Origin of the sequence: Salmonella sp. SJTUF15570, assembly GCF_043357055.1 — a bacterium.
Lineage (GTDB): Bacteria > Pseudomonadota > Gammaproteobacteria > Enterobacterales > Enterobacteriaceae > Salmonella > Salmonella enterica.
Genome location: NZ_JBEUKJ010000014.1, coordinates 1 through 19,290, shown reverse-complemented (window position 1 = coordinate 19,290; position 19,290 = coordinate 1). Strand labels below are relative to the sequence as shown.

General features: G+C 50.7%; 16 protein-coding genes, 1 tRNA gene and 2 rRNA genes. 15 read left to right on the top strand and 4 right to left on the bottom strand.

The window, feature by feature from the left end; genetic code table 11:
* The first annotated feature begins 74 nt into the window (after positions 1–74).
* The 12 genes from msrP to ABVN44_RS21010 all read left to right on the top strand — a co-directional run bounded on the left by msrP (position 75) and on the right by ABVN44_RS21010 (position 12,002).
* A complete protein-coding gene (gene msrP / locus ABVN44_RS21065) occupies positions 75–1,079 on the top strand; it encodes a protein-methionine-sulfoxide reductase catalytic subunit MsrP (RefSeq protein WP_000723876.1) in 1,005 nt (334 codons plus the stop codon).
* On the top strand, positions 1,080–1,679 hold the full coding sequence (gene msrQ, locus ABVN44_RS21060) for a protein-methionine-sulfoxide reductase heme-binding subunit MsrQ (protein ID WP_001240053.1): 600 nt from the start codon (positions 1,080–1,082) through the stop codon (positions 1,677–1,679). It abuts the gene before it with no gap.
* A 392-nt stretch (positions 1,680–2,071) separates the two neighbouring features.
* Positions 2,072–2,542, top strand: coding sequence for an acetyl-CoA carboxylase biotin carboxyl carrier protein (gene accB, locus ABVN44_RS21055; protein WP_000354626.1), 471 nt, complete (start codon positions 2,072–2,074; stop codon positions 2,540–2,542).
* Positions 2,543–2,552: 10 nt separating this feature from the next.
* Complete coding sequence (accC, locus tag ABVN44_RS21050) at positions 2,553–3,902, top strand: acetyl-CoA carboxylase biotin carboxylase subunit (RefSeq protein WP_000884627.1); 1,350 nt, start codon at positions 2,553–2,555, stop codon at positions 3,900–3,902.
* Between the two features lie 108 nt (positions 3,903–4,010).
* Positions 4,011–4,253, top strand: a complete 243-nt coding sequence (locus tag ABVN44_RS21045) for a YhdT family protein (protein ID WP_000340018.1) — start codon at positions 4,011–4,013, stop codon at positions 4,251–4,253.
* Entirely contained in the window at positions 4,243–5,694 is a 1,452-nt protein-coding gene (panF, locus tag ABVN44_RS21040) for a sodium/pantothenate symporter (protein ID WP_001175682.1), read from the top strand. Before ABVN44_RS21045 ends, panF begins: the two co-directional genes overlap by 11 nt.
* A gap of 11 nt (positions 5,695–5,705) precedes the next feature.
* Positions 5,706–6,587 (top strand): 50S ribosomal protein L11 methyltransferase, encoded by an 882-nt coding sequence (gene prmA / locus ABVN44_RS21035; RefSeq protein WP_001145849.1) that lies wholly within the window; start codon positions 5,706–5,708, stop codon positions 6,585–6,587.
* A 660-nt stretch (positions 6,588–7,247) separates the two neighbouring features.
* Entirely contained in the window at positions 7,248–8,213 is a 966-nt protein-coding gene (dusB, locus tag ABVN44_RS21030; protein WP_001219664.1) for a tRNA dihydrouridine synthase DusB, read from the top strand.
* 25 nt (positions 8,214–8,238) lie between these two features.
* Positions 8,239–8,535: a DNA-binding transcriptional regulator Fis gene (gene fis / locus ABVN44_RS21025; RefSeq protein WP_000462905.1), complete on the top strand. Its 297-nt coding sequence runs from the start codon at positions 8,239–8,241 to the stop codon at positions 8,533–8,535.
* Between the two features lie 85 nt (positions 8,536–8,620).
* Positions 8,621–9,505: an adenine-specific DNA-methyltransferase gene (gene yhdJ / locus ABVN44_RS21020; RefSeq protein WP_000642611.1), complete on the top strand. Its 885-nt coding sequence runs from the start codon at positions 8,621–8,623 to the stop codon at positions 9,503–9,505.
* Between the two features lie 82 nt (positions 9,506–9,587).
* Positions 9,588–9,752 carry a DUF2556 family protein gene (locus ABVN44_RS21015; RefSeq protein ID WP_000620015.1) on the top strand — a complete coding sequence of 55 codons (165 nt, stop codon included), beginning with the start codon at positions 9,588–9,590 and terminating at the stop codon, positions 9,750–9,752.
* A gap of 150 nt (positions 9,753–9,902) precedes the next feature.
* Positions 9,903–12,002: a bifunctional diguanylate cyclase/phosphodiesterase gene (locus ABVN44_RS21010; protein ID WP_023231834.1), complete on the top strand. Its 2,100-nt coding sequence runs from the start codon at positions 9,903–9,905 to the stop codon at positions 12,000–12,002.
* Between the two features lie 2 nt (positions 12,003–12,004).
* Here the strand turns inward: ABVN44_RS21010 and envR are convergent, their stop codons facing one another.
* On the bottom strand, positions 12,005–12,667 hold the full coding sequence (gene envR, locus ABVN44_RS21005) for an acrEF/envCD operon transcriptional regulator (RefSeq protein WP_061584136.1): 663 nt from the start codon (positions 12,665–12,667) through the stop codon (positions 12,005–12,007).
* Between the two features lie 413 nt (positions 12,668–13,080).
* Here envR and ABVN44_RS21000 point away from each other — a divergent pair, with 413 nt between their 5' ends.
* The 3 genes from ABVN44_RS21000 (at position 13,081) to ABVN44_RS20990 (ending at position 17,821) form a co-directional block, all read left to right on the top strand.
* Positions 13,081–14,238: an efflux RND transporter periplasmic adaptor subunit gene (locus tag ABVN44_RS21000; protein WP_000160383.1), complete on the top strand. Its 1,158-nt coding sequence runs from the start codon at positions 13,081–13,083 to the stop codon at positions 14,236–14,238.
* Between the two features lie 11 nt (positions 14,239–14,249).
* Entirely contained in the window at positions 14,250–17,363 is a 3,114-nt protein-coding gene (locus tag ABVN44_RS20995) for an efflux RND transporter permease subunit (protein WP_001273283.1), read from the top strand.
* 236 nt (positions 17,364–17,599) lie between these two features.
* The gene (locus ABVN44_RS20990) at positions 17,600–17,821 is read left to right on the top strand and encodes a membrane protein (protein ID WP_000825645.1); all 222 of its coding nucleotides are present in this window, start codon (positions 17,600–17,602) and stop codon (positions 17,819–17,821) included.
* Between the two features lie 996 nt (positions 17,822–18,817).
* On the opposite strand, the gene rrf (ABVN44_RS20985) is transcribed toward ABVN44_RS20990, so the two are convergent.
* The 3 genes from rrf (ABVN44_RS20985) to rrf (ABVN44_RS20975) form a co-directional block, all read right to left on the bottom strand.
* Positions 18,818–18,933: ribosomal RNA gene (gene rrf / locus ABVN44_RS20985) — 5S ribosomal RNA — on the bottom strand.
* A 39-nt stretch (positions 18,934–18,972) separates the two neighbouring features.
* A tRNA-Thr gene (locus ABVN44_RS20980) sits at positions 18,973–19,048 on the bottom strand.
* A 14-nt stretch (positions 19,049–19,062) separates the two neighbouring features.
* A 5S ribosomal RNA gene (rrf, locus tag ABVN44_RS20975) occupies positions 19,063–19,178 on the bottom strand.
* Between the last annotated feature and the right edge of the window lie 112 nt (positions 19,179–19,290).

Sequence of the window (19,290 nt, the reverse complement as noted above, 5' to 3'; positions counted from 1 at the left end):
ATTTTTACACATTGACACACTCCCTGTCATATTCACTACACGCCATGTTGTGGTGGGTAGACCGGGAGTCTGTGATGAAAAAGATACGTCCATTAACAGAAGCCGATGTGACTGCGGAATCGGCTTTTTTTATGCAGCGCCGACAGGTGCTAAAAGCATTAGGCATCAGCGCGGCCGCCTTATCCTTACCCTCAACGGCGCAGGCCGATCTCTTCAGTTGGTTTAAAGGCAACGATCGTCCGAAAGCGCCTGCCGGTAAACCGCTTGAGTTTAGTCAGCCTGCCGCCTGGCGAAGCGATTTAGCGTTAACGCCGGAAGATAAGGTGACGGGCTACAACAATTTCTATGAGTTTGGCCTTGATAAAGCCGACCCGGCGGCCAATGCCGGAAGTCTGAAAACCGAACCGTGGACGTTGAAAATCAGCGGGGAAGTCGCGAAGCCATTTACGCTGGATTACGACGATTTAACACATCGTTTCCCATTAGAAGAGCGTATCTATCGAATGCGCTGCGTCGAAGCGTGGTCCATGGTCGTGCCGTGGATTGGTTTCCCTTTATATAAGCTACTCGCGCAGGCACAGCCCACCAGCCACGCTAAATATGTGGCATTCGAAACGCTATACGCGCCGGATGATATGCCAGGACAGAAAGATCGCTTTATTGGCGGCGGACTGAAATACCCTTACGTCGAAGGGCTACGTCTGGACGAAGCCATGCATCCGCTGACTCTGATGACCGTTGGCGTCTATGGTAAGGCGTTACCCCCGCAAAACGGCGCGCCTATTCGACTCATCGTTCCATGGAAGTATGGTTTTAAAGGTATTAAATCTATTGTCAGCATTAAACTCACCCGCGAACGTCCCCCAACCACCTGGAATTTGTCGGCTCCCAACGAATATGGTTTTTACGCCAATGTGAACCCGCATGTGGATCATCCACGCTGGTCTCAGGCTACCGAACGCTTTATTGGTTCAGGCGGTATCCTTGATGTGCAAAGGCAGCCGACGCTGCTGTTTAACGGCTATGCCAATGAAGTCGCTTCGCTGTATCGCGGTCTCAATTTGCGGGAGAATTTTTAAGTGCGTCTGACAGCAAAACAGATAACCTGGCTAAAAGTTTGTCTGCATCTTGCCGGTTTTTTGCCGCTTCTGTGGCTCTTTTGGGCGATAAATCACGGTGGACTCAGCGCAGACCCGGTAAAGGATATCCAACACTTTACCGGCAGAACCGCGCTCAAATTTTTGCTCGCCACCTTGCTGGTTTCACCGCTGGCGCGCTACGCTAAACAGCCATTATTGATACGCACACGCCGCCTGTTGGGGTTATGGTGTTTCGTTTGGGCTACGCTGCATTTAACCAGCTATGCCTTACTGGAACTGGGGATACATAACCTGGCGCTGTTAGGAAGCGAGTTGATTTCACGCCCTTATTTGACGCTTGGGATCATTAGCTGGCTGGTGTTATTGGCGCTGACGTTGACCTCAACGCAATTTGCGCAGCGTAAATTGGGCAAACGCTGGCAAACACTGCATAACGTCGTCTATCTTGTCGCGATCCTGGCTCCCATACATTACCTGTGGTCGGTAAAGATTTTATCACCGCAACCGGTCATCTACGCGGCATTAGCGTTAGCCCTTTTAGCGTTGCGTTACCGGAAGTTTCGCCAGTGGTGGCGCTAGTTTGGTGAACTGTGCGGTCGATTGCAAAACGCAAAACAGGTAATGTCCTTTTTATGTTTCGGGTTGATTATCTTCCCTGATAAGACCAGTATTTAGCTGCCAATTGCGACGAAATAGTTATAATGTGCGACTTTACATTGCCCAACGGCGATTTTCGTTCGCAGAAAGGGTGACAATCGAGCAATGAAGGTATATTTTGTTTTTTGCCCGAAAATGGCAGAAGATAGCCACACAATGACTGGCAAATCATGAATTTCACCTTCGGGTGCTACGGCATAACAGGCAAATCAAAGATGCGCGGTATTTTACCCGCGGCAGTCATTCACATGCTTTACAGACGGCGCTAAAACGCCTGTCACAATCACACTAAACAAAGAGTACGGAACCCACTCATGGATATTCGTAAGATTAAAAAACTGATCGAGCTGGTTGAAGAATCAGGTATCTCCGAACTGGAAATTTCTGAAGGCGAAGAATCTGTTCGCATCAGCCGCACAACGGCAAACGCCGGTTTTCCGGTGATGCAGCAGGCTTATGCGGCGCCGATGATGCAGCAACCCGCTCTGTCTAACGCTGTCGCGCCAGCGGCTACTCCAGCAATGGAAGCGCCTGCCGCAGCGGAAATCAGTGGTCACATCGTACGCTCCCCAATGGTTGGTACTTTCTACCGCACCCCAAGCCCGGACGCGAAAGCGTTCATCGAAGTGGGCCAGAAAGTGAACGTGGGCGATACCCTGTGCATCGTTGAAGCCATGAAAATGATGAACCAGATCGAAGCTGACAAAGCAGGTACTGTGAAAGCGATTCTGGTCGAAAGTGGTCAACCGGTAGAATTTGACGAGCCACTGGTCGTCATCGAGTAACGAGGCGAACATGTTGGATAAAATTGTCATCGCCAACCGCGGCGAGATCGCACTACGTATTCTTCGAGCCTGTAAAGAACTCGGCATCAAGACCGTCGCTGTGCACTCAAGCGCGGATCGCGATTTAAAACACGTATTGCTGGCGGATGAGACGGTCTGTATTGGTCCGGCACCGTCCGTAAAAAGTTATCTGAACATCCCGGCTATCATTAGCGCCGCTGAAATCACCGGCGCGGTGGCAATCCACCCGGGTTACGGCTTCCTTTCTGAGAACGCCAATTTTGCCGAGCAGGTTGAACGCTCCGGCTTTATCTTTATCGGCCCGAAAGCGGACACCATCCGCCTGATGGGCGATAAAGTGTCCGCGATTACCGCGATGAAAAAAGCGGGCGTGCCGACCGTACCAGGATCTGACGGCCCGCTGGGCGACGATATGAATGCGAACCGCGCTCATGCCAAACGTATTGGCTATCCGGTGATCATCAAAGCGTCCGGTGGCGGCGGCGGCCGTGGTATGCGCGTGGTTCGTAGCGATGCTGAACTGGCGCAGTCCATCTCCATGACCAAAGCGGAAGCGAAAGCGGCTTTCAGCAACGACATGGTATACATGGAAAAATACCTGGAAAATCCACGCCACATCGAAATTCAGGTGCTGGCGGACGGCCAGGGCAACGCTATCTATCTGGCGGAACGCGACTGTTCCATGCAGCGTCGCCACCAGAAAGTGGTTGAAGAAGCCCCGGCGCCAGGCATTACGCCGGAACTGCGTCGCTATATCGGCGAACGCTGCGCGAAAGCGTGCGTAGACATCGGCTATCGCGGCGCAGGGACGTTCGAATTCCTGTTCGAAAACGGCGAGTTCTATTTCATCGAAATGAACACCCGTATTCAGGTTGAACACCCGGTGACTGAAATGATTACCGGCGTCGATTTGATCAAAGAGCAGTTGCGCATCGCGGCGGGTCAGCCGCTGTCGATCACACAGGACGAAGTTGTCGTTCGAGGCCATGCGGTAGAATGCCGTATCAATGCCGAAGATCCGAACACCTTCCTGCCAAGCCCAGGCAAAATCACGCGCTTCCATGCGCCTGGCGGCTTTGGCGTTCGCTGGGAATCTCATATCTACGCGGGCTACACGGTGCCGCCGTACTATGATTCCATGATCGGCAAGCTCATCTGCTACGGTGAAAACCGCGACGTGGCGATTGCCCGTATGAAAAATGCCCTGCAGGAACTGATTATCGATGGTATCAAAACCAATATCGATCTGCAGACCCGCATCATGAATGACGAGCACTTCCAGCACGGTGGAACCAACATCCACTATCTGGAGAAAAAACTCGGTCTTCAGGAAAAGTAATCGCACGTTAGTCTCAAAAGGCCGGTGAATCCGGCCTTTTTTATTTCTGGGGATAGCGATGCCCCATCATGTACAATTCCCGCTTTCTTCACCCATAAGGGACAAAAAATGGACGCTCGTTTTGTTCAGGCCCATAAAGAGGCGCGCTGGGCGCTGTGGCTGACCCTTTGCTATCTGGCGGCATGGTTAGTGGCTGCTTACTTACCTGGAGACTCTCCGGGAATTACCGGTCTGCCGCACTGGTTCGAGATGGCCTGCTTATTGACGCCGCTGGTCTTTATTTTGCTGTGCTGGGCGATGGTGAAATTCATTTATCGCGATATTTCGCTGGAGGATGACGATGCAGCTTGAGGTCATTCTACCGCTGGTAGCCTATCTGATCGTGGTCTTCGGGGTCTCGATTTACGCTATGCGCAAGCGTACCGCCGGCACCTTTTTAAACGAATATTTTCTTGGCAGCCGTTCGATGGGCGGGATCGTGCTCGCGATGACGCTTACCGCCACCTATATTAGCGCCAGTTCATTTATCGGCGGTCCCGGCGCGGCTTATAAATACGGTCTGGGCTGGGTCTTGCTGGCGATGATCCAGCTTCCCGCCGTCTGGCTTTCACTGGGTATTCTGGGTAAAAAATTCGCTATCCTGGCGCGTCGCTATAATGCCGTCACGCTTAACGATATGCTATTCGCGCGTTACCAAAGCCGCCTGCTGGTGTGGTTGGCAAGCCTGAGTTTATTGGTCGCGTTTATTGGCGCAATGACCGTACAATTTATCGGCGGCGCGCGACTGCTGGAAACCGCGGCGGGAATTCCCTACGAAACCGGCCTGCTAATATTTGGCGTCAGTATCGCACTCTATACGGCGTTTGGCGGCTTTCGCGCCAGCGTACTTAACGATACGCTACAGGGCCTGGTGATGCTGGTCGGCACGATAGTGCTGCTGGTGGGCGTGATCCATGCGGCGGGCGGTCTAAGTCAGGCCGTTGACACGCTGCACGCTCTCGACCCCAAACTGGTAACGCCGCAGGGCGCCGATGACATACTTTCTCCCGCCTTTATGACCTCTTTTTGGGTACTGGTCTGTTTTGGTGTGATTGGCCTGCCGCATACGGCGGTGCGCTGCATCTCCTATAAAGACAGTAAAGCGGTACACCGGGGCATTATTATCGGTACGATTGTCGTGGCGATTTTAATGTTCGGGATGCACCTTGCCGGCGCGCTGGGTCGCGCGGTGCTTCCGGATCTGACGGTGCCGGATCTGGTGATCCCAACGCTAATGGTGAAAGTTTTGCCGCCGTTTGCCGCCGGGATCTTCCTCGCTGCGCCAATGGCGGCGATCATGTCAACAATTAACGCCCAACTGCTGCAAAGTTCCGCGACGATCATTAAAGATCTCTATCTCAACCTGCGCCCCGATCAGATGCAAAATGAGATCCGGCTGAAGCGTATGTCGGCAGCGATTACATTACTGCTAGGCGCGCTGTTGCTGCTGGCAGCATGGAAACCGCCAGAGATGATCATTTGGCTCAACCTGCTGGCGTTTGGCGGCCTGGAAGCGGTGTTCTTATGGCCGCTGGTACTGGGCCTTTACTGGGAGCGGGCAAACGCGGCAGGCGCATTAAGCGCCATGATCGTGGGCGGCGTGCTATATGCCCTGCTTGCCACATTTAATATTCAGTACCTGGGCTTTCATCCGATTGTGCCCGCGTTACTGTTAAGTTTATTGGCTTTTCTGATCGGAAACCGATTCGGCTCTTCCGCTTCGCAAGCCACCGTATTGTCTACTGATAAATAAAGAGTTTTGCCATGCCATGGATCCAATTGAAACTGAATACCACCGGCGCGAATGCTGAAGAGCTGAGTGATGCGCTGATGGAAGCGGGCGCCGTTTCCATTACCTTTCAGGATACGCACGATACGCCGGTTTTTGAGCCATTGCCGGGCGAAACCCGTCTGTGGGGCGATACCGATGTGATCGGTCTGTTCGACGCCGAAACCGACATGAAAGACGTTGTCGCTATTCTGGAGCAACATCCGCTGCTGGGTGCCGGATTTGCCCATAAAATCGAACAACTGGAAGATAAAGACTGGGAACGCGAATGGATGGATAATTTCCATCCGATGCGTTTTGGCGAGCGTCTGTGGATTTGTCCCAGCTGGCGTGACATTCCGGACGAGAATGCCGTCAACGTGATGCTCGACCCGGGACTGGCGTTCGGTACGGGTACGCACCCCACCACCTCTTTATGTCTGCAATGGCTGGACGGGCTCGATCTCAACGGCAAAACCGTGATCGACTTTGGCTGCGGTTCAGGCATTCTGGCGATTGCCGCGCTGAAGCTGGGAGCGGCAAAGGCGATTGGTATTGATATCGATCCGCAAGCTATTCAGGCCAGTCGCGATAATGCCGAACGCAACGGCGTGTCTGACCGGCTGGAGCTGTACCTGCCGAAAGACCAGCCAGAAGCCATGAAAGCCGACGTGGTCGTCGCTAACATCCTGGCAGGCCCATTACGCGAACTGGCCCCGTTAATCAGCGTACTGCCCGTTGAGGGCGGTCTGCTGGGGCTTTCAGGTATTCTCGCCAGCCAGGCGGAAAGCGTCTGTGATGCTTACGCCGAGCTTTTTACTCTCGACCCGGTCGTCGAAAAAGAAGAGTGGTGCCGCATTACTGGCCGTAAGAAATAATTCTTGTCAGCGTGGTCGCCCGGCCACGCTTTTCTCCACACAACTGCCTTAACGCCTTTCAGGCACCGAGACATCATTAAATTCATCAAATGAATGCCTGAAATGACTTCTTTGTCACTATCCGTCTGGATAAACAGCTGCTACCAGCGGACAAAAGGTACTGGCGTTTTAACGGGTCGCAGCCATCGCCCTCGTACTTAGTAATGCTGTCCGGGTTGTTCTGCAGCATCCGCTAACCCTCTCTTCAGCGCAGCTGGAAAAATTTATCCGTGCCATTCATGAACACAAAAGCGCATCTGTGCGCCCCCTTCCGACTGGCAATGGAGAAAAATCACGCGCAGCGGGAAGTGATCTTGTCCTGAAACGAGACGGCGATCCCATTCATTTGGGGTAATTAGCTTATAAAAAAAGCAGATTATTCCGCTTATCTTGTTTCTGGACGAAGAAATAGAGAGAAGTTACGGGAATTTGTAAGCGCGGACAAAACCGCCGACAATAAATAACCCTATGATTTTACTGAATTATAAATTTATTTTGCTGTTTTTAAGCACGATTCATTGATCTACAACAGTGGATTGTTCAAAGTTTGGCCTTTCATCTCGTGCAAAAAATGCGTAATATACGCCGCCTTGCAGTCACAGTATGGTCATTTCTTAACTCATGCGCATCGGACAATATCAGCTCAGAAATCGCCTGATCGCAGCGCCCATGGCTGGCATTACTGACAGACCTTTCCGGACGCTGTGCTATGAGATGGGAGCAGGATTGACAGTATCCGAGATGATGTCTTCTAACCCGCAAGTGTGGGAAAGCGATAAATCTCGTTTACGGATGGTGCACGTTGATGAGCCAGGAATTCGCACGGTGCAAATTGCCGGTAGCGACCCTGTTGAGATGGCCGATGCCGCACGTATTAACGTGGAAAGCGGCGCCCAGATTATTGATATCAATATGGGGTGCCCGGCGAAGAAAGTGAATCGTAAGCTGGCAGGTTCAGCCCTCTTGCAGTACCCGGATTTAGTGAAGTCTATACTCATCGGGGTCGTAAACGCAGTGGACGTTCCTGTGACTCTCAAGATTCGCACCGGCTGGGCGCCGGAACACCGTAACTGCGTAGAGATTGCCCAACTGGCTGAAGATTGTGGTATTCAGGCTCTGACCATCCATGGCCGCACCCGCGCCTGTTTGTTCAACGGAGAAGCTGAATACGACAGTATTCGGGCAGTTAAGCAGAAAGTTTCCATTCCGATTATCGCGAATGGCGACATTACTAACCCGCATAAAGCCAGAGCTGTTCTCGACTATACAGGGGCGGATGCCCTGATGATAGGCCGCGCAGCTCAGGGAAGACCCTGGATCTTTCGGGAAATCCAGCATTATCTGGACACTGGGGAGCTGCTTCCGCCGCTGCCGCTGGCAGAGGTAAAGCGCTTGCTTTGCACGCATGTTCGGGAACTGCATGACTTTTACGGTCAGGCAAAAGGGTACCGAATCGCGCGTAAACACGTCTCCTGGTATCTCCAGGAGCACGCTCCAGACGACCAGTTTCGGCGCACATTCAACGCTATTGAGGACGCCAGCGAACAGCTGGAGGCGTTGGAGGCATACTTCGAAAATTTTGCGTAAACAGAAATAAAGAGCTGACAGAACTATGTTCGAACAACGCGTAAATTCTGACGTACTGACCGTTTCTACCGTTAACTCTCAGGATCAGGTAACCCAAAAACCCCTGCGTGACTCGGTTAAACAGGCACTGAAGAACTATTTTGCTCAACTGAATGGTCAGGACGTTAATGACCTGTATGAGCTGGTACTGGCTGAAGTAGAACAGCCCCTGTTGGACATGGTGATGCAATACACCCGTGGTAACCAGACCCGTGCTGCTCTGATGATGGGCATCAACCGTGGTACGCTGCGTAAAAAATTAAAAAAATACGGCATGAACTAATTTCGATTAGCTAACTGCTTGTTTAAAAAGGCGCTACTCGGCATGGGGAAGCGCCTTTTTTATACGCATCACATGGAATTTGGTCATGAAAGCGGAATGTGAACCTCAGTACTTTGGCGATGAATCGAAGAAGATTATTCACGGTGACGCGCTAACAGAACTTAAAAAACTGCCTTCTGAAAGCATTGACTTAATTTTTGCCGATCCGCCTTACAATATCGGAAAAGATTTCGACGGTATGGTGGAATCCTGGGACGAAGCGTCTTTTCTGGCCTGGCTGTATGAATGCATTGATGAGTGCCACCGCGTACTGAAGAAACACGGCACCATGTACATCATGAATAGCACAGAAAATATGCCGTATATCGATCTCAAATGCCGAACGCTTTTTACCATCAAAAGCCGTATCGTCTGGTCCTATGATAGTTCCGGGGTGCAGGCGAAAAAATACTTTGGTTCTATGTATGAACCGATCCTGATGATGGTAAAAAACCCGAAAAGCTATACCTTTAACCGTGATGCGATTCTGGTCGAAACCACTACGGGCGCTAAGCGCGCGCTAATCGATTATCGAAAAAACCCGCCCCAACCATACAATCAGAAAAAAGTGCCGGGCAACGTCTGGTCATTTCCTCGCGTACGTTATCTGATGGATGAATATGAAAACCATCCTACGCAAAAGCCCAGCGCGCTGTTAAAACGGATCATACTGGCCTCTTCTAACCCGAGCGATACCGTATTGGACCCTTTCGCGGGCAGTTTCACCACAGGCGCTGTCGCAGCGGCGTCAGGTCGTAAGTTTATCGGTATTGAACTCAATAATGAGTACGTAAAAATGGGGCTCAGAAGATTGAGCGTCACTTCGCATTATTCAGAAAATGAACTTGCAAAAGTCAAAAAGAGAAAAACACAAAACCTGTCCAAAAAGCAGCGAAATGTCGGGATAAACGCGCTATCTTCAGAGAAGTAAAAGCATTGTAAGTCCGCTTTTCAGCGTCAAAATTTCATGTATATTCCCAGCACGCATGGGCATGAATACACAGGATTTGACGATGATACGTAAGTATTGGTGGCTGGTTGTTTTTGCCGTCTCCGTTTTTCTTTTTGATGCGCTTTTGATGCAATGGATCGAATTGATGGCGACTGAACAGGATAAGTGCCGAAACATGGATTCGGTTAACCCTCTTAAATTGATCAATTGTACCGATCTGGAGTAGCGAATCGGGCGATTTAACCTATGATTATTTATCGCCCGGATTTCTTTTATCCCTTATAAAAACAGGGAATTAAAACACGTTGAGGATAAAAGAAGGGGTGATACTGTCTCGTCCTGTTCTTTTCCTGCATAACCAATGAGCTAATGATACATGCCGGTTAGTGAGTACAACCACATCCTTGTGGCGGTTTCATTTGCTGTCGCTATTTTTGCGTCCTATACCGCATTAAATATGGCCGGACGCGTAGCCGGAAGCGCCCGATCAAACGCCAGAATATGGCTAATGGGCGGCGGCTTCGCGCTGGGCGTCGGTATTTGGGCGATGCATTTTGTCGGGATGCTGGCGATGGATCACGCGATGAACATGCGCTTCGATCCGTTCCTCACCGGCCTCTCCATGCTGATCGCGATCGGCTCCTCCCTGTTTGCGCTATGGCTGGTTAGCGCTGAAAAACTGCGCCTGCGCCGTTTACTGCCGGGCGCGCTGGTGATGGGACTGGGCATCAGCGCAATGCATTATACCGGGATGGCGGCGCTGCAATTTGCTTCCATTATCGTCTGGAATAGCGCATGGGTTGCCCTCTCTATCATTATCGCGCTACTGGCGTCCTGCGGCGCGCTGTGGCTCACGTTCCGCCTGCGTCATGAGGGAACAGATGTCGCCCTGAGGCGAGCAGGCGCCGCGGTATTAATGGGGATAGCTATCGCCGGCATGCATTACGCCGGCATGAAGGCCGCACACTTTCCCCAAAACTGGCCGATGGAACATCGTGGCGTCAATAGCAACTGGCTGGCTGTTCTTGTCAGCGTGGTCGCGCTGACTATCCTGGGCATTACTCTGCTGGTTTCTTTATTTGACGCCCGGCTTCAGGCCCGCACCGCACTACTTGCCTCTTCGCTGGCGCAGGCGAACCAGGAACTGGCGCAGTTGGCGCTGCATGATACGCTCACCCGTTTACCAAACCGGGTACTCCTTGAGGATCGTCTGGAACAGGCCATCAGCAAAGCGAATCGGGAAGGCTCGTCTTTCGCGCTACTGTTTATGGATCTGGATGGCTTTAAAGCCGTTAATGACGCTTATGGTCATGATATTGGCGATAAGCTACTGGTGGCGGTCACGCATCGTCTGAACCAACCGCTGAGCGGGCAGTTTACCCTGGCGCGGATTGGCGGCGACGAATTTGTACTGCTTGCAGAAGTCAGCGCGCCTGACGAAGCGGCTTCCCTTGCCAGCGCGCTGGTACATTCGATAGATGCGCCCTTTACGATAGATCCGTACGAACTGGTCGTCACACTTAGCGTGGGAATAGCGCTCTATCCGCTGGACGGAAAAAACGAACGGGAACTGATGTTCAACGCCGATGCCGCAATGTACCACACGAAACATACGGGGCGTAACGGATACCATTTCTTTCAGCCATCAATGAATATGCTGGCGCAAACCCAGCTTCAGCTAATGAATGACCTGTGGCTGGCGCTGGAAAGACAAGAGCTCAGGCTGGTGTATCAGCCTAAATTTCAGGCTCCTGCCGGCCCCATTGTAGGATTTGAGGCCCTGTTGCGCTGGTATCATCCAAAACAAGGCGTACTGAATCCTGACCAGTTTTTACCGCTGGCGGAAAAAACGGGTCTTATCGTCACTATCGGTAGCTGGGTGATAGACGAGGCGTGTCGACAGCTCCGCGAGTGGCACTTACAGGGATACGCCTTATGGTCAGTGGCGGTAAACCTGTCCGCCTTACAATTTGAGCAGCCCGGGCTTGTGGACACCATTACGCAGAGCCTGGCCCGACACAGTATCCGTCCCGATTTATTGATTCTGGAAATCACCGAAACCACGGCGATGAACAAGCCAGAGCAAAGCGTCGCTATACTCACCAGATTAACGGAAATGGGGGTTAAAGCCTCTATTGACGACTTTGGCACCGGTTATTCCAGCCTTCTCTATCTGAAACGTCTTCCGGCGTGCGAACTAAAAATTGATCGCGCTTTCGTACATGAACTCAGCGAGGCAGGCGACGGCGCGACCATTGTTGCGGCTATTGTCGCGCTGGCGAAAGCGTTAAATCTGCAAATTGTGGCAGAAGGGGTAGAAAATGAAACGCAGCAACAATTTTTGACCCAGTTAGGATGCCATACGCTTCAGGGGTTCCTGCTTGGCAAGCCGCGTACGGCAGAGGAAATTGCTCGCGATATTCGGGACCCTGCCAATATATTCACAAGGTCAATATATAATATCAACTCAAAATAATCTCAGGCTTCTTCCGCCTGTTGTTCATTTGGCATTAATTGCCTCACACTGCCATCCGGGCTTAGCATTTTTAATACATTATCGACTAATGCAGGCGCCTGCTTATAAAGATCATAACTTGTGGGATTCATTAACCAGTTTTTTACTATTCCGCTAAAACTACCATGCAGAATAATTAATATGACATCCAGTTCAAGACTGCCTGAGATCAGTTTTTTATCCATACATCGCTGTAATACTTCAAGCAGCGACTGATGATGGAAACCCATCTTCTCCCGAATGGCCTGTTCCGATATCATACCATTATGGAATTCACATTTATGATATAAAATCTGCATTAATGCCTGCTGACGAGGCACTGCCGCAATATATTGTAAGGCTGCAATAAATTTCTCTCGTAGATCCTGTAAAGGATTATCATTCCAGCATCCCGTAAGCCTATCCTGAATAAGTTCGCGTAAAGGTGGTTGCTGTAACCAAACCTCATTAAACAACTGCGTTTTATTCTCAAAGTGCCAGTAGATGGCGCCCCGCGTGACATCAGCGGCATCAGCGATATCATTCAACGTCGTGTTGGCAACGCCGCGCAAAGCGAACTGCGCAATAGCGGTTTCAATCAAATGTTGCCGCGTTTTAAGCGCATCCGCCTTCGTTTTCTTCGCCATAATTAAGATATCCTGGACCATAAAAACGATAAATACGCTGATAAAATACTCAGCACAAAAAACAACTTTACCATGTCCTTTTTAGTCAGACGAGAGACAGCCATTTTTATTTCGCACAATATCGCCAAATCAATAATAAAAACAAATAAATTAATAAAACATATTCATATAAAATATATATTTCTAATTATGTTATTCAACATCATGATTTTACTAATCGGGACATTATGAAACGACAGGGAATAGTTCTTTTTTTTTGCTTTTATGTGCCGTGAACCCCATCCCAAAATAAGTATTGCTTACATCACAAGCTAATAATTTGTAGGATACCCCACTGCTATTCTATTTTTCGCGCGTTAACGCCTTACCGTTATCCGGTGAATAACGAGCTTTCGGTTTTTTAAGGAACAGTAATGACGAAACATGCCAGGTTTTCACTCCTGCCCTCATTCATCATATTCTCTGCTGCGCTGCTGGCCGGTTGTAATGACCAGGGAGATACCCAGGCTCATGCCGGCGAGCCGCAAGTCACCGTCCATGTGGTCGAAACAGCGCCGCTAGCCGTAACGACCGAACTTCCCGGACGTACGTCCGCATTTCGCATTGCGGAGGTTCGCCCCCAGGTGAGCGGGATCGTGCTTAAAAGAAACTTCACCGAAGGTAGCGATGTAGAGGCCGGGCAGTCGCTTTATCAGATCGATCCTGCCACTTATCAGGCCGATTATGACAGCGCTAAAGGCGAACTTGCTAAAAGCGAAGCGGCTGCGGCTATCGCGCACCTGACGGTCAAACGCTATGTTCCACTGGTCGGCACAAAATATATCAGCCAACAGGAATATGATCAGGCGATTGCCGACGCACGCCAGGCCGATGCCGCCGTTGTGGCGGCAAAAGCCGCTGTTGAAAGCGCGCGTATTAACCTTGCGTATACCAAAGTCACCTCACCCATCAGCGGCCGTATAGGAAAATCTAATGTGACTGAAGGCGCGCTGGTGACTAATGGTCAGTCAACTGAACTGGCTACCGTGCAACAACTCGATCCGATTTATGTCGACGTGACGCAATCAAGCAACGACTTTATGCGACTCAAGCAATCCGTCGAACAAGGTAACCTGCATAAAGACAGCGCCAGTAGCACGGTTCAACTGGTAATGGAAAATGGTCAGGTCTACCCGATTAAAGGCACGCTGCAATTTTCCGACGTTACCGTAGATGAAAGCACCGGCTCTATCACGCTCAGGGCAGTTTTCCCTAACCCGCAACACAGTCTGCTTCCCGGTATGTTTGTTCGCGCCCGCATTGATGAAGGCGTCCAGCCCAATGCCATCCTTGTCCCCCAGCAGGGCGTAACCCGCACGCCGCGCGGCGACGCAATGGTGATGGTGGTTAACGATAAAAGCCAGGTCGAAGCCCGCAATGTCGTGGCGGCGCAGGCTATTGGCGATAAATGGCTCATCAGCGAAGGGTTAAAACCGGGCGATAAGGTCATCGTCAGCGGCTTACAAAAAGCGCGACCGGGCGTCCAGGTGAAAGCCACTACCGATGCTCCTGCAGCGAAAACGGCGCAATAAGGTAACCGTACATGGCAAACTTTTTTATTAGACGTCCTATTTTCGCCTGGGTTCTGGCCATTATCCTGATGATGGCTGGCGCACTGGCAATAATGCAACTTCCCGTTGCGCAGTATCCAACCATTGCGCCGCCAGCGGTTTCTATTTCTGCAACCTATCCTGGCGCGGATGCGCAGACGGTACAGGATACGGTTACTCAGGTTATCGAACAAAATATGAACGGTATCGATAACCTGATGTATATGTCCTCTACCAGCGACTCTGCTGGTAGCGTGACCATCACCCTGACCTTCCAGTCCGGAACCGATCCGGATATCGCGCAGGTTCAGGTGCAAAATAAATTGCAGCTCGCCACGCCTTTACTGCCGCAAGAAGTCCAGCAGCAGGGGATTAGCGTTGAAAAGTCCAGCAGCAGCTTTTTGATGGTCGCCGGGTTCGTTTCAGATAATCCGAACACTACCCAGGACGACATCTCTGACTATGTCGCCTCTAACATTAAGGATTCTATCAGCCGTCTGAACGGCGTGGGCGACGTTCAGCTATTTGGCGCACAGTACGCCATGCGTATCTGGCTGGATGCGAATCTGCTAAATAAATACCAACTCACGCCAGTTGACGTCATCAACCAGTTAAAAGTACAGAACGACCAGATTGCGGCAGGCCAACTGGGCGGCACGCCAGCATTACCGGGCCAGCAGCTTAACGCCTCAATCATCGCCCAAACGCGTCTGAAAGATCCGGAAGAGTTCGGCAAAGTTACGTTGCGCGTCAATACCGACGGCTCTGTCGTCCATCTCAAAGATGTCGCGCGTATTGAGCTTGGCGGTGAAAACTATAACGTTGTAGCGCGCATTAACGGTAAACCGGCCTCCGGTCTCGGTATTAAACTGGCGACCGGCGCTAACGCGCTGGATACCGCAACCGCAATCAAAGCGAAACTGGCGGAGCTGCAGCCTTTCTTCCCTCAGGGAATGAAGGTGGTTTATCCTTATGACACAACGCCCTTCGTAAAAATATCTATCCACGAAGTGGTAAAAACGCTGTTTGAAGCGATTATTCTGGTGTTCCTGGTAATGTATCTGTTCTTACAGAATATCCGGGCAACCCTGATTCCTACCATCGCTGTTCCTGTCGTGTTGCTAGGCACTTTTGCGGTACTCGCCGCCTTTGGCTATTCCATCAATACTCTGACGATGTTCGGCATGGTACTGGCGATAGGGCTGTTGGTTGACGATGCGATAGTGGTCGTAGAAAACGTTGAACGTGTAATGATGGAGGATAACCTTTCTCCCCGAGAGGCGACGGAAAAATCCATGTCGCAGATTCAGGGAGCGCTGGTTGGTATCGCGATGGTACTGTCTGCGGTATTTATCCCGATGGCCTTTTTTGGCGGCTCGACCGGGGCAATTTATCGCCAGTTCTCTATTACTATTGTTTCAGCAATGGCGCTATCCGTTCTGGTTGCGTTGATTCTGACGCCAGCACTGTGCGCTACGCTGCTTAAACCCGTATCTGCTGAACATCACGAGAAAAAAAGCGGCTTCTTTGGCTGGTTCAATACCAGGTTTGATCACAGCGTTAACCACTATACTAACAGCGTAAGCGGTATCGTGCGTAATACGGGTCGCTATCTCATTATCTATCTGCTTATTGTAGTCGGAATGGCGGTTCTGTTTTTACGCCTCCCGACCTCCTTCCTGCCGGAAGAAGATCAGGGGGTATTCCTGACCATGATTCAGCTCCCCTCTGGCGCTACGCAAGAACGTACGCAGAAAGTGCTGGATCAAGTCACTCATTACTACCTGAATAATGAAAAAGCGAACGTCGAAAGCGTGTTTACCGTAAACGGCTTTAGCTTTAGCGGTCAGGGACAAAACTCAGGGATGGCATTTGTCAGCCTTAAACCCTGGGAAGAGCGTAACGGTGAAGAAAATAGCGTCGAAGCCGTTATCGCCAGAGCGACACGCGCCTTCAGCCAGATTCGCGACGGGTTGGTGTTCCCCTTCAACATGCCGGCAATTGTCGAGTTAGGTACCGCGACAGGTTTCGACTTTGAACTGATTGATCAGGGAGGGCTCGGTCACGATGCGTTAACGAAAGCGCGTAATCAACTCCTGGGTATGGTCGCGAAGCATCCTGATCTATTAGTGCGCGTACGCCCGAACGGGCTCGAAGACACGCCACAGTTCAAGCTGGATGTCGATCAAGAAAAAGCGCAGGCGCTCGGTGTTTCGCTGTCTGATATCAACGAAACCATCTCCGCGGCGTTGGGCGGTTATTACGTTAACGACTTTATCGATCGCGGACGAGTGAAAAAAGTATACGTTCAGGCTGACGCTCAGTTCCGTATGCTGCCGGGAGATATCAACAATCTTTATGTACGCAGCGCCAATGGCGAGATGGTGCCCTTCTCTACCTTTAGCTCAGCACGGTGGATTTATGGTTCGCCACGCCTGGAACGCTATAACGGGATGCCGTCAATGGAACTGCTCGGTGAAGCAGCGCCCGGACGAAGTACCGGTGAAGCCATGTCGTTAATGGAAAACCTGGCTTCACAGCTGCCAAACGGTATTGGCTATGACTGGACAGGTATGTCGTATCAGGAACGGTTGTCAGGTAACCAGGCGCCGGCGCTGTACGCAATCTCACTCATTGTCGTTTTCCTCTGCCTTGCCGCTCTGTATGAAAGCTGGTCAATTCCGTTCTCGGTAATGCTGGTCGTACCGCTCGGCGTGGTTGGCGCTCTGCTTGCAGCGTCATTGCGCGGTCTGAACAATGACGTTTACTTCCAGGTTGGCTTGTTAACCACTATTGGCCTTTCTGCTAAAAACGCCATCCTGATTGTCGAGTTCGCCAAAGATCTCATGGAAAAAGAAGGACGTGGATTGATTGAAGCGACGCTGGAAGCATCCCGTATGCGTTTACGTCCTATTCTAATGACCTCGCTGGCCTTTATTCTCGGGGTAATGCCGTTAGTTATCAGTCGTGGCGCAGGTAGTGGTGCACAGAACGCAGTAGGCACAGGGGTTATGGGGGGAATGTTAACCGCAACCTTATTAGCTATCTTCTTCGTGCCAGTATTCTTCGTTGTTGTAAAACGCCGATTTAATCGCCATCATGATTAACCGGTAAACAGAGGCGTCTTCGGACGCCTTTTTAAACGGTACGTCTTTATCTCCGCTATTCCCCCCTCTCCGCTTACCTCTGCATTCTCCATAGTTTTTACAATTCACATGAATTGAGATGATTCCTCATGTCGGCCATTTTTTCTGTGGTGGTAAAATAACTCTCGTTTTCGCAGCGGTTAGAGCCAGCATTACGTTGCTGTACTTCGCGAAACGCTGATTAATGAGGTAACACCATGAAAAGACTAATTCCAGTTGCATTGCTTACCACCTTATTGGCAGGTTGTGCACATGATTCTCCCTGCGTACCGGTTTATGACGATCAAGGGCGGCTGGTTCATACCAATACATGTATGAAAGGTACTACGCAGGATAACTGGGAGACAGCAGGCGCTATTGCTGGCGGCGCTGCGGCGGTAGCAGGGTTGACGATGGGTATCATTGCGCTTTCTAAATGATACATGCAGGCGCGGCAATGCCGCGCTTTCAGTAATAATATAAAGGTCGTAAGGATACTCAGCGACGTAATCTGTTCAGTCTATCCCCCGAAAGTTAACACGATAAAACGCTCCCTTTTCTTACTCGCCCATCCCGATGGTATTTATTCTATTCCTTGTCCGATGCAGACAAAATTGTAGCTTGATAGCATCGTAAGCCGCATTACAAACAGGCTTTATACAGTAAGACTTAGAGCGTGATCATTAGGCGTAATTATTACAGACAGTCTGGATATAAACCGGAACATACACGTAATACATGAGGATTTTGAGCACTGTCCCAGGGCCAAACTGGCAAATAAAATAGCCTAATGGGCCAGATTCTTAGTCCTCAGCGAATATCTCTATTGCTTATTAGAGGCGTAAGTAAAAGCCGTTTGTACATCTACTTCAGCACGGTTCACATTCGATGGTTCAGGGGGATATATGGCGGGAAATCACGTTGACTAAAACGGTTTTTATCTACTCTACGAAGATGTTGTAAACCCAAAATAATTCGAGTTGCTTAAAGGCGGCAAGGGAGTGAGTCCCCAGGAGCATAGATAACTATGTGACTGGGGTGAGCGACAAATCTGCCGGGAGCAGATTTGAACGTCGCGTGCGACGGCCCGTCAGGGCGAGGCCCATGAATGGGCCGAGTAATCCGTAGCCAACACATAAGCGACTTGAAGTATGAAGGGTATAAACCAAATATAAAACGCGTCGGCGCCATTAACTGATAACTTTTTCCATAGAGAGATAAATGCAAAAAGGCCCAATCTTTCGATTGGGCCCTTTGCTTTATTTGATGTCTGGCAGTTTATGGCGGGCGTCCTGCCCGCCACCCTCCGGGCCGTTGCTGCGCAACGTTCAAATCCGCTCCCGGCGGATTTGTCCTCCTCAGGAGAGTGCTCACCGACAAACAACAGATAAAACAAAAGGCCCAGTCTTTCGACTGAGCCTTTTGTTTTATTTGATGTCTGGCAGTTCCCTACTCTCGCATGGGGAGACCCCACACTACCATCGGCGCTACGGCGTTTCACTTCTGAGTTCGGCATGGGGTCAGGTGGGACCACCGCGCTACTGCCGCCAGACAAATTCTTTTTCAAATGCCGAATTTTAACCGTATTAAGTGGTGCTGATACCCAGAGTCGAACTGGGGACCTCACCCTTACCAAGGGTGCGCTCTACCAACTGAGCCATATCAGCACACTAAATTTGATGCCTGGCAGTTCCCTACTCTCGCATGGGGAGACCCCACACTACCATCGGCGCTACGGCGTTTCACTTCTGAGTTCGGCATGGGGTCAGGTGGGACCACCGCGCTAGTGCCGCCAGGCAAATTCTGTTATCAGACCGTTTTTACGTTCTGATGTAATCTGAATCAGTGCTGAAAATCGTCTCTCATCCGCCAAAACATCTTCGGCGTTGTAAGGTTAAGCCTCACGGTT

What these genes read in the sequence shown, in the direction of transcription:
- ABVN44_RS20990 (WP_000825645.1), top strand. Translation starts at nt 17,600, where the DNA reads ATGAAAAGACTAATTCCAGTTGCATTGCTTACCACCTTATTGGCAGGT.
- ABVN44_RS20995 (WP_001273283.1), top strand. Translation starts at nt 14,250, where the DNA reads ATGGCAAACTTTTTTATTAGACGTCCTATTTTCGCCTGGGTTCTGGCC.
- msrP (WP_000723876.1), top strand. Translation starts at nt 75, where the DNA reads ATGAAAAAGATACGTCCATTAACAGAAGCCGATGTGACTGCGGAATCG.
- panF (WP_001175682.1), top strand. Translation starts at nt 4,243, where the DNA reads ATGCAGCTTGAGGTCATTCTACCGCTGGTAGCCTATCTGATCGTGGTC.
- accC (WP_000884627.1), top strand. Translation starts at nt 2,553, where the DNA reads ATGTTGGATAAAATTGTCATCGCCAACCGCGGCGAGATCGCACTACGT.
- accB (WP_000354626.1), top strand. Translation starts at nt 2,072, where the DNA reads ATGGATATTCGTAAGATTAAAAAACTGATCGAGCTGGTTGAAGAATCA.
- yhdJ (WP_000642611.1), top strand. Translation starts at nt 8,621, where the DNA reads ATGAAAGCGGAATGTGAACCTCAGTACTTTGGCGATGAATCGAAGAAG.
- prmA (WP_001145849.1), top strand. Translation starts at nt 5,706, where the DNA reads ATGCCATGGATCCAATTGAAACTGAATACCACCGGCGCGAATGCTGAA.
- envR (WP_061584136.1), bottom strand. Translation starts at nt 12,667, where the DNA reads ATGGCGAAGAAAACGAAGGCGGATGCGCTTAAAACGCGGCAACATTTG.
- ABVN44_RS21010 (WP_023231834.1), top strand. Translation starts at nt 9,903, where the DNA reads ATGCCGGTTAGTGAGTACAACCACATCCTTGTGGCGGTTTCATTTGCT.
- dusB (WP_001219664.1), top strand. Translation starts at nt 7,248, where the DNA reads ATGCGCATCGGACAATATCAGCTCAGAAATCGCCTGATCGCAGCGCCC.
- ABVN44_RS21045 (WP_000340018.1), top strand. Translation starts at nt 4,011, where the DNA reads ATGGACGCTCGTTTTGTTCAGGCCCATAAAGAGGCGCGCTGGGCGCTG.
- ABVN44_RS21015 (WP_000620015.1), top strand. Translation starts at nt 9,588, where the DNA reads ATGATACGTAAGTATTGGTGGCTGGTTGTTTTTGCCGTCTCCGTTTTT.
- fis (WP_000462905.1), top strand. Translation starts at nt 8,239, where the DNA reads ATGTTCGAACAACGCGTAAATTCTGACGTACTGACCGTTTCTACCGTT.
- ABVN44_RS21000 (WP_000160383.1), top strand. Translation starts at nt 13,081, where the DNA reads ATGACGAAACATGCCAGGTTTTCACTCCTGCCCTCATTCATCATATTC.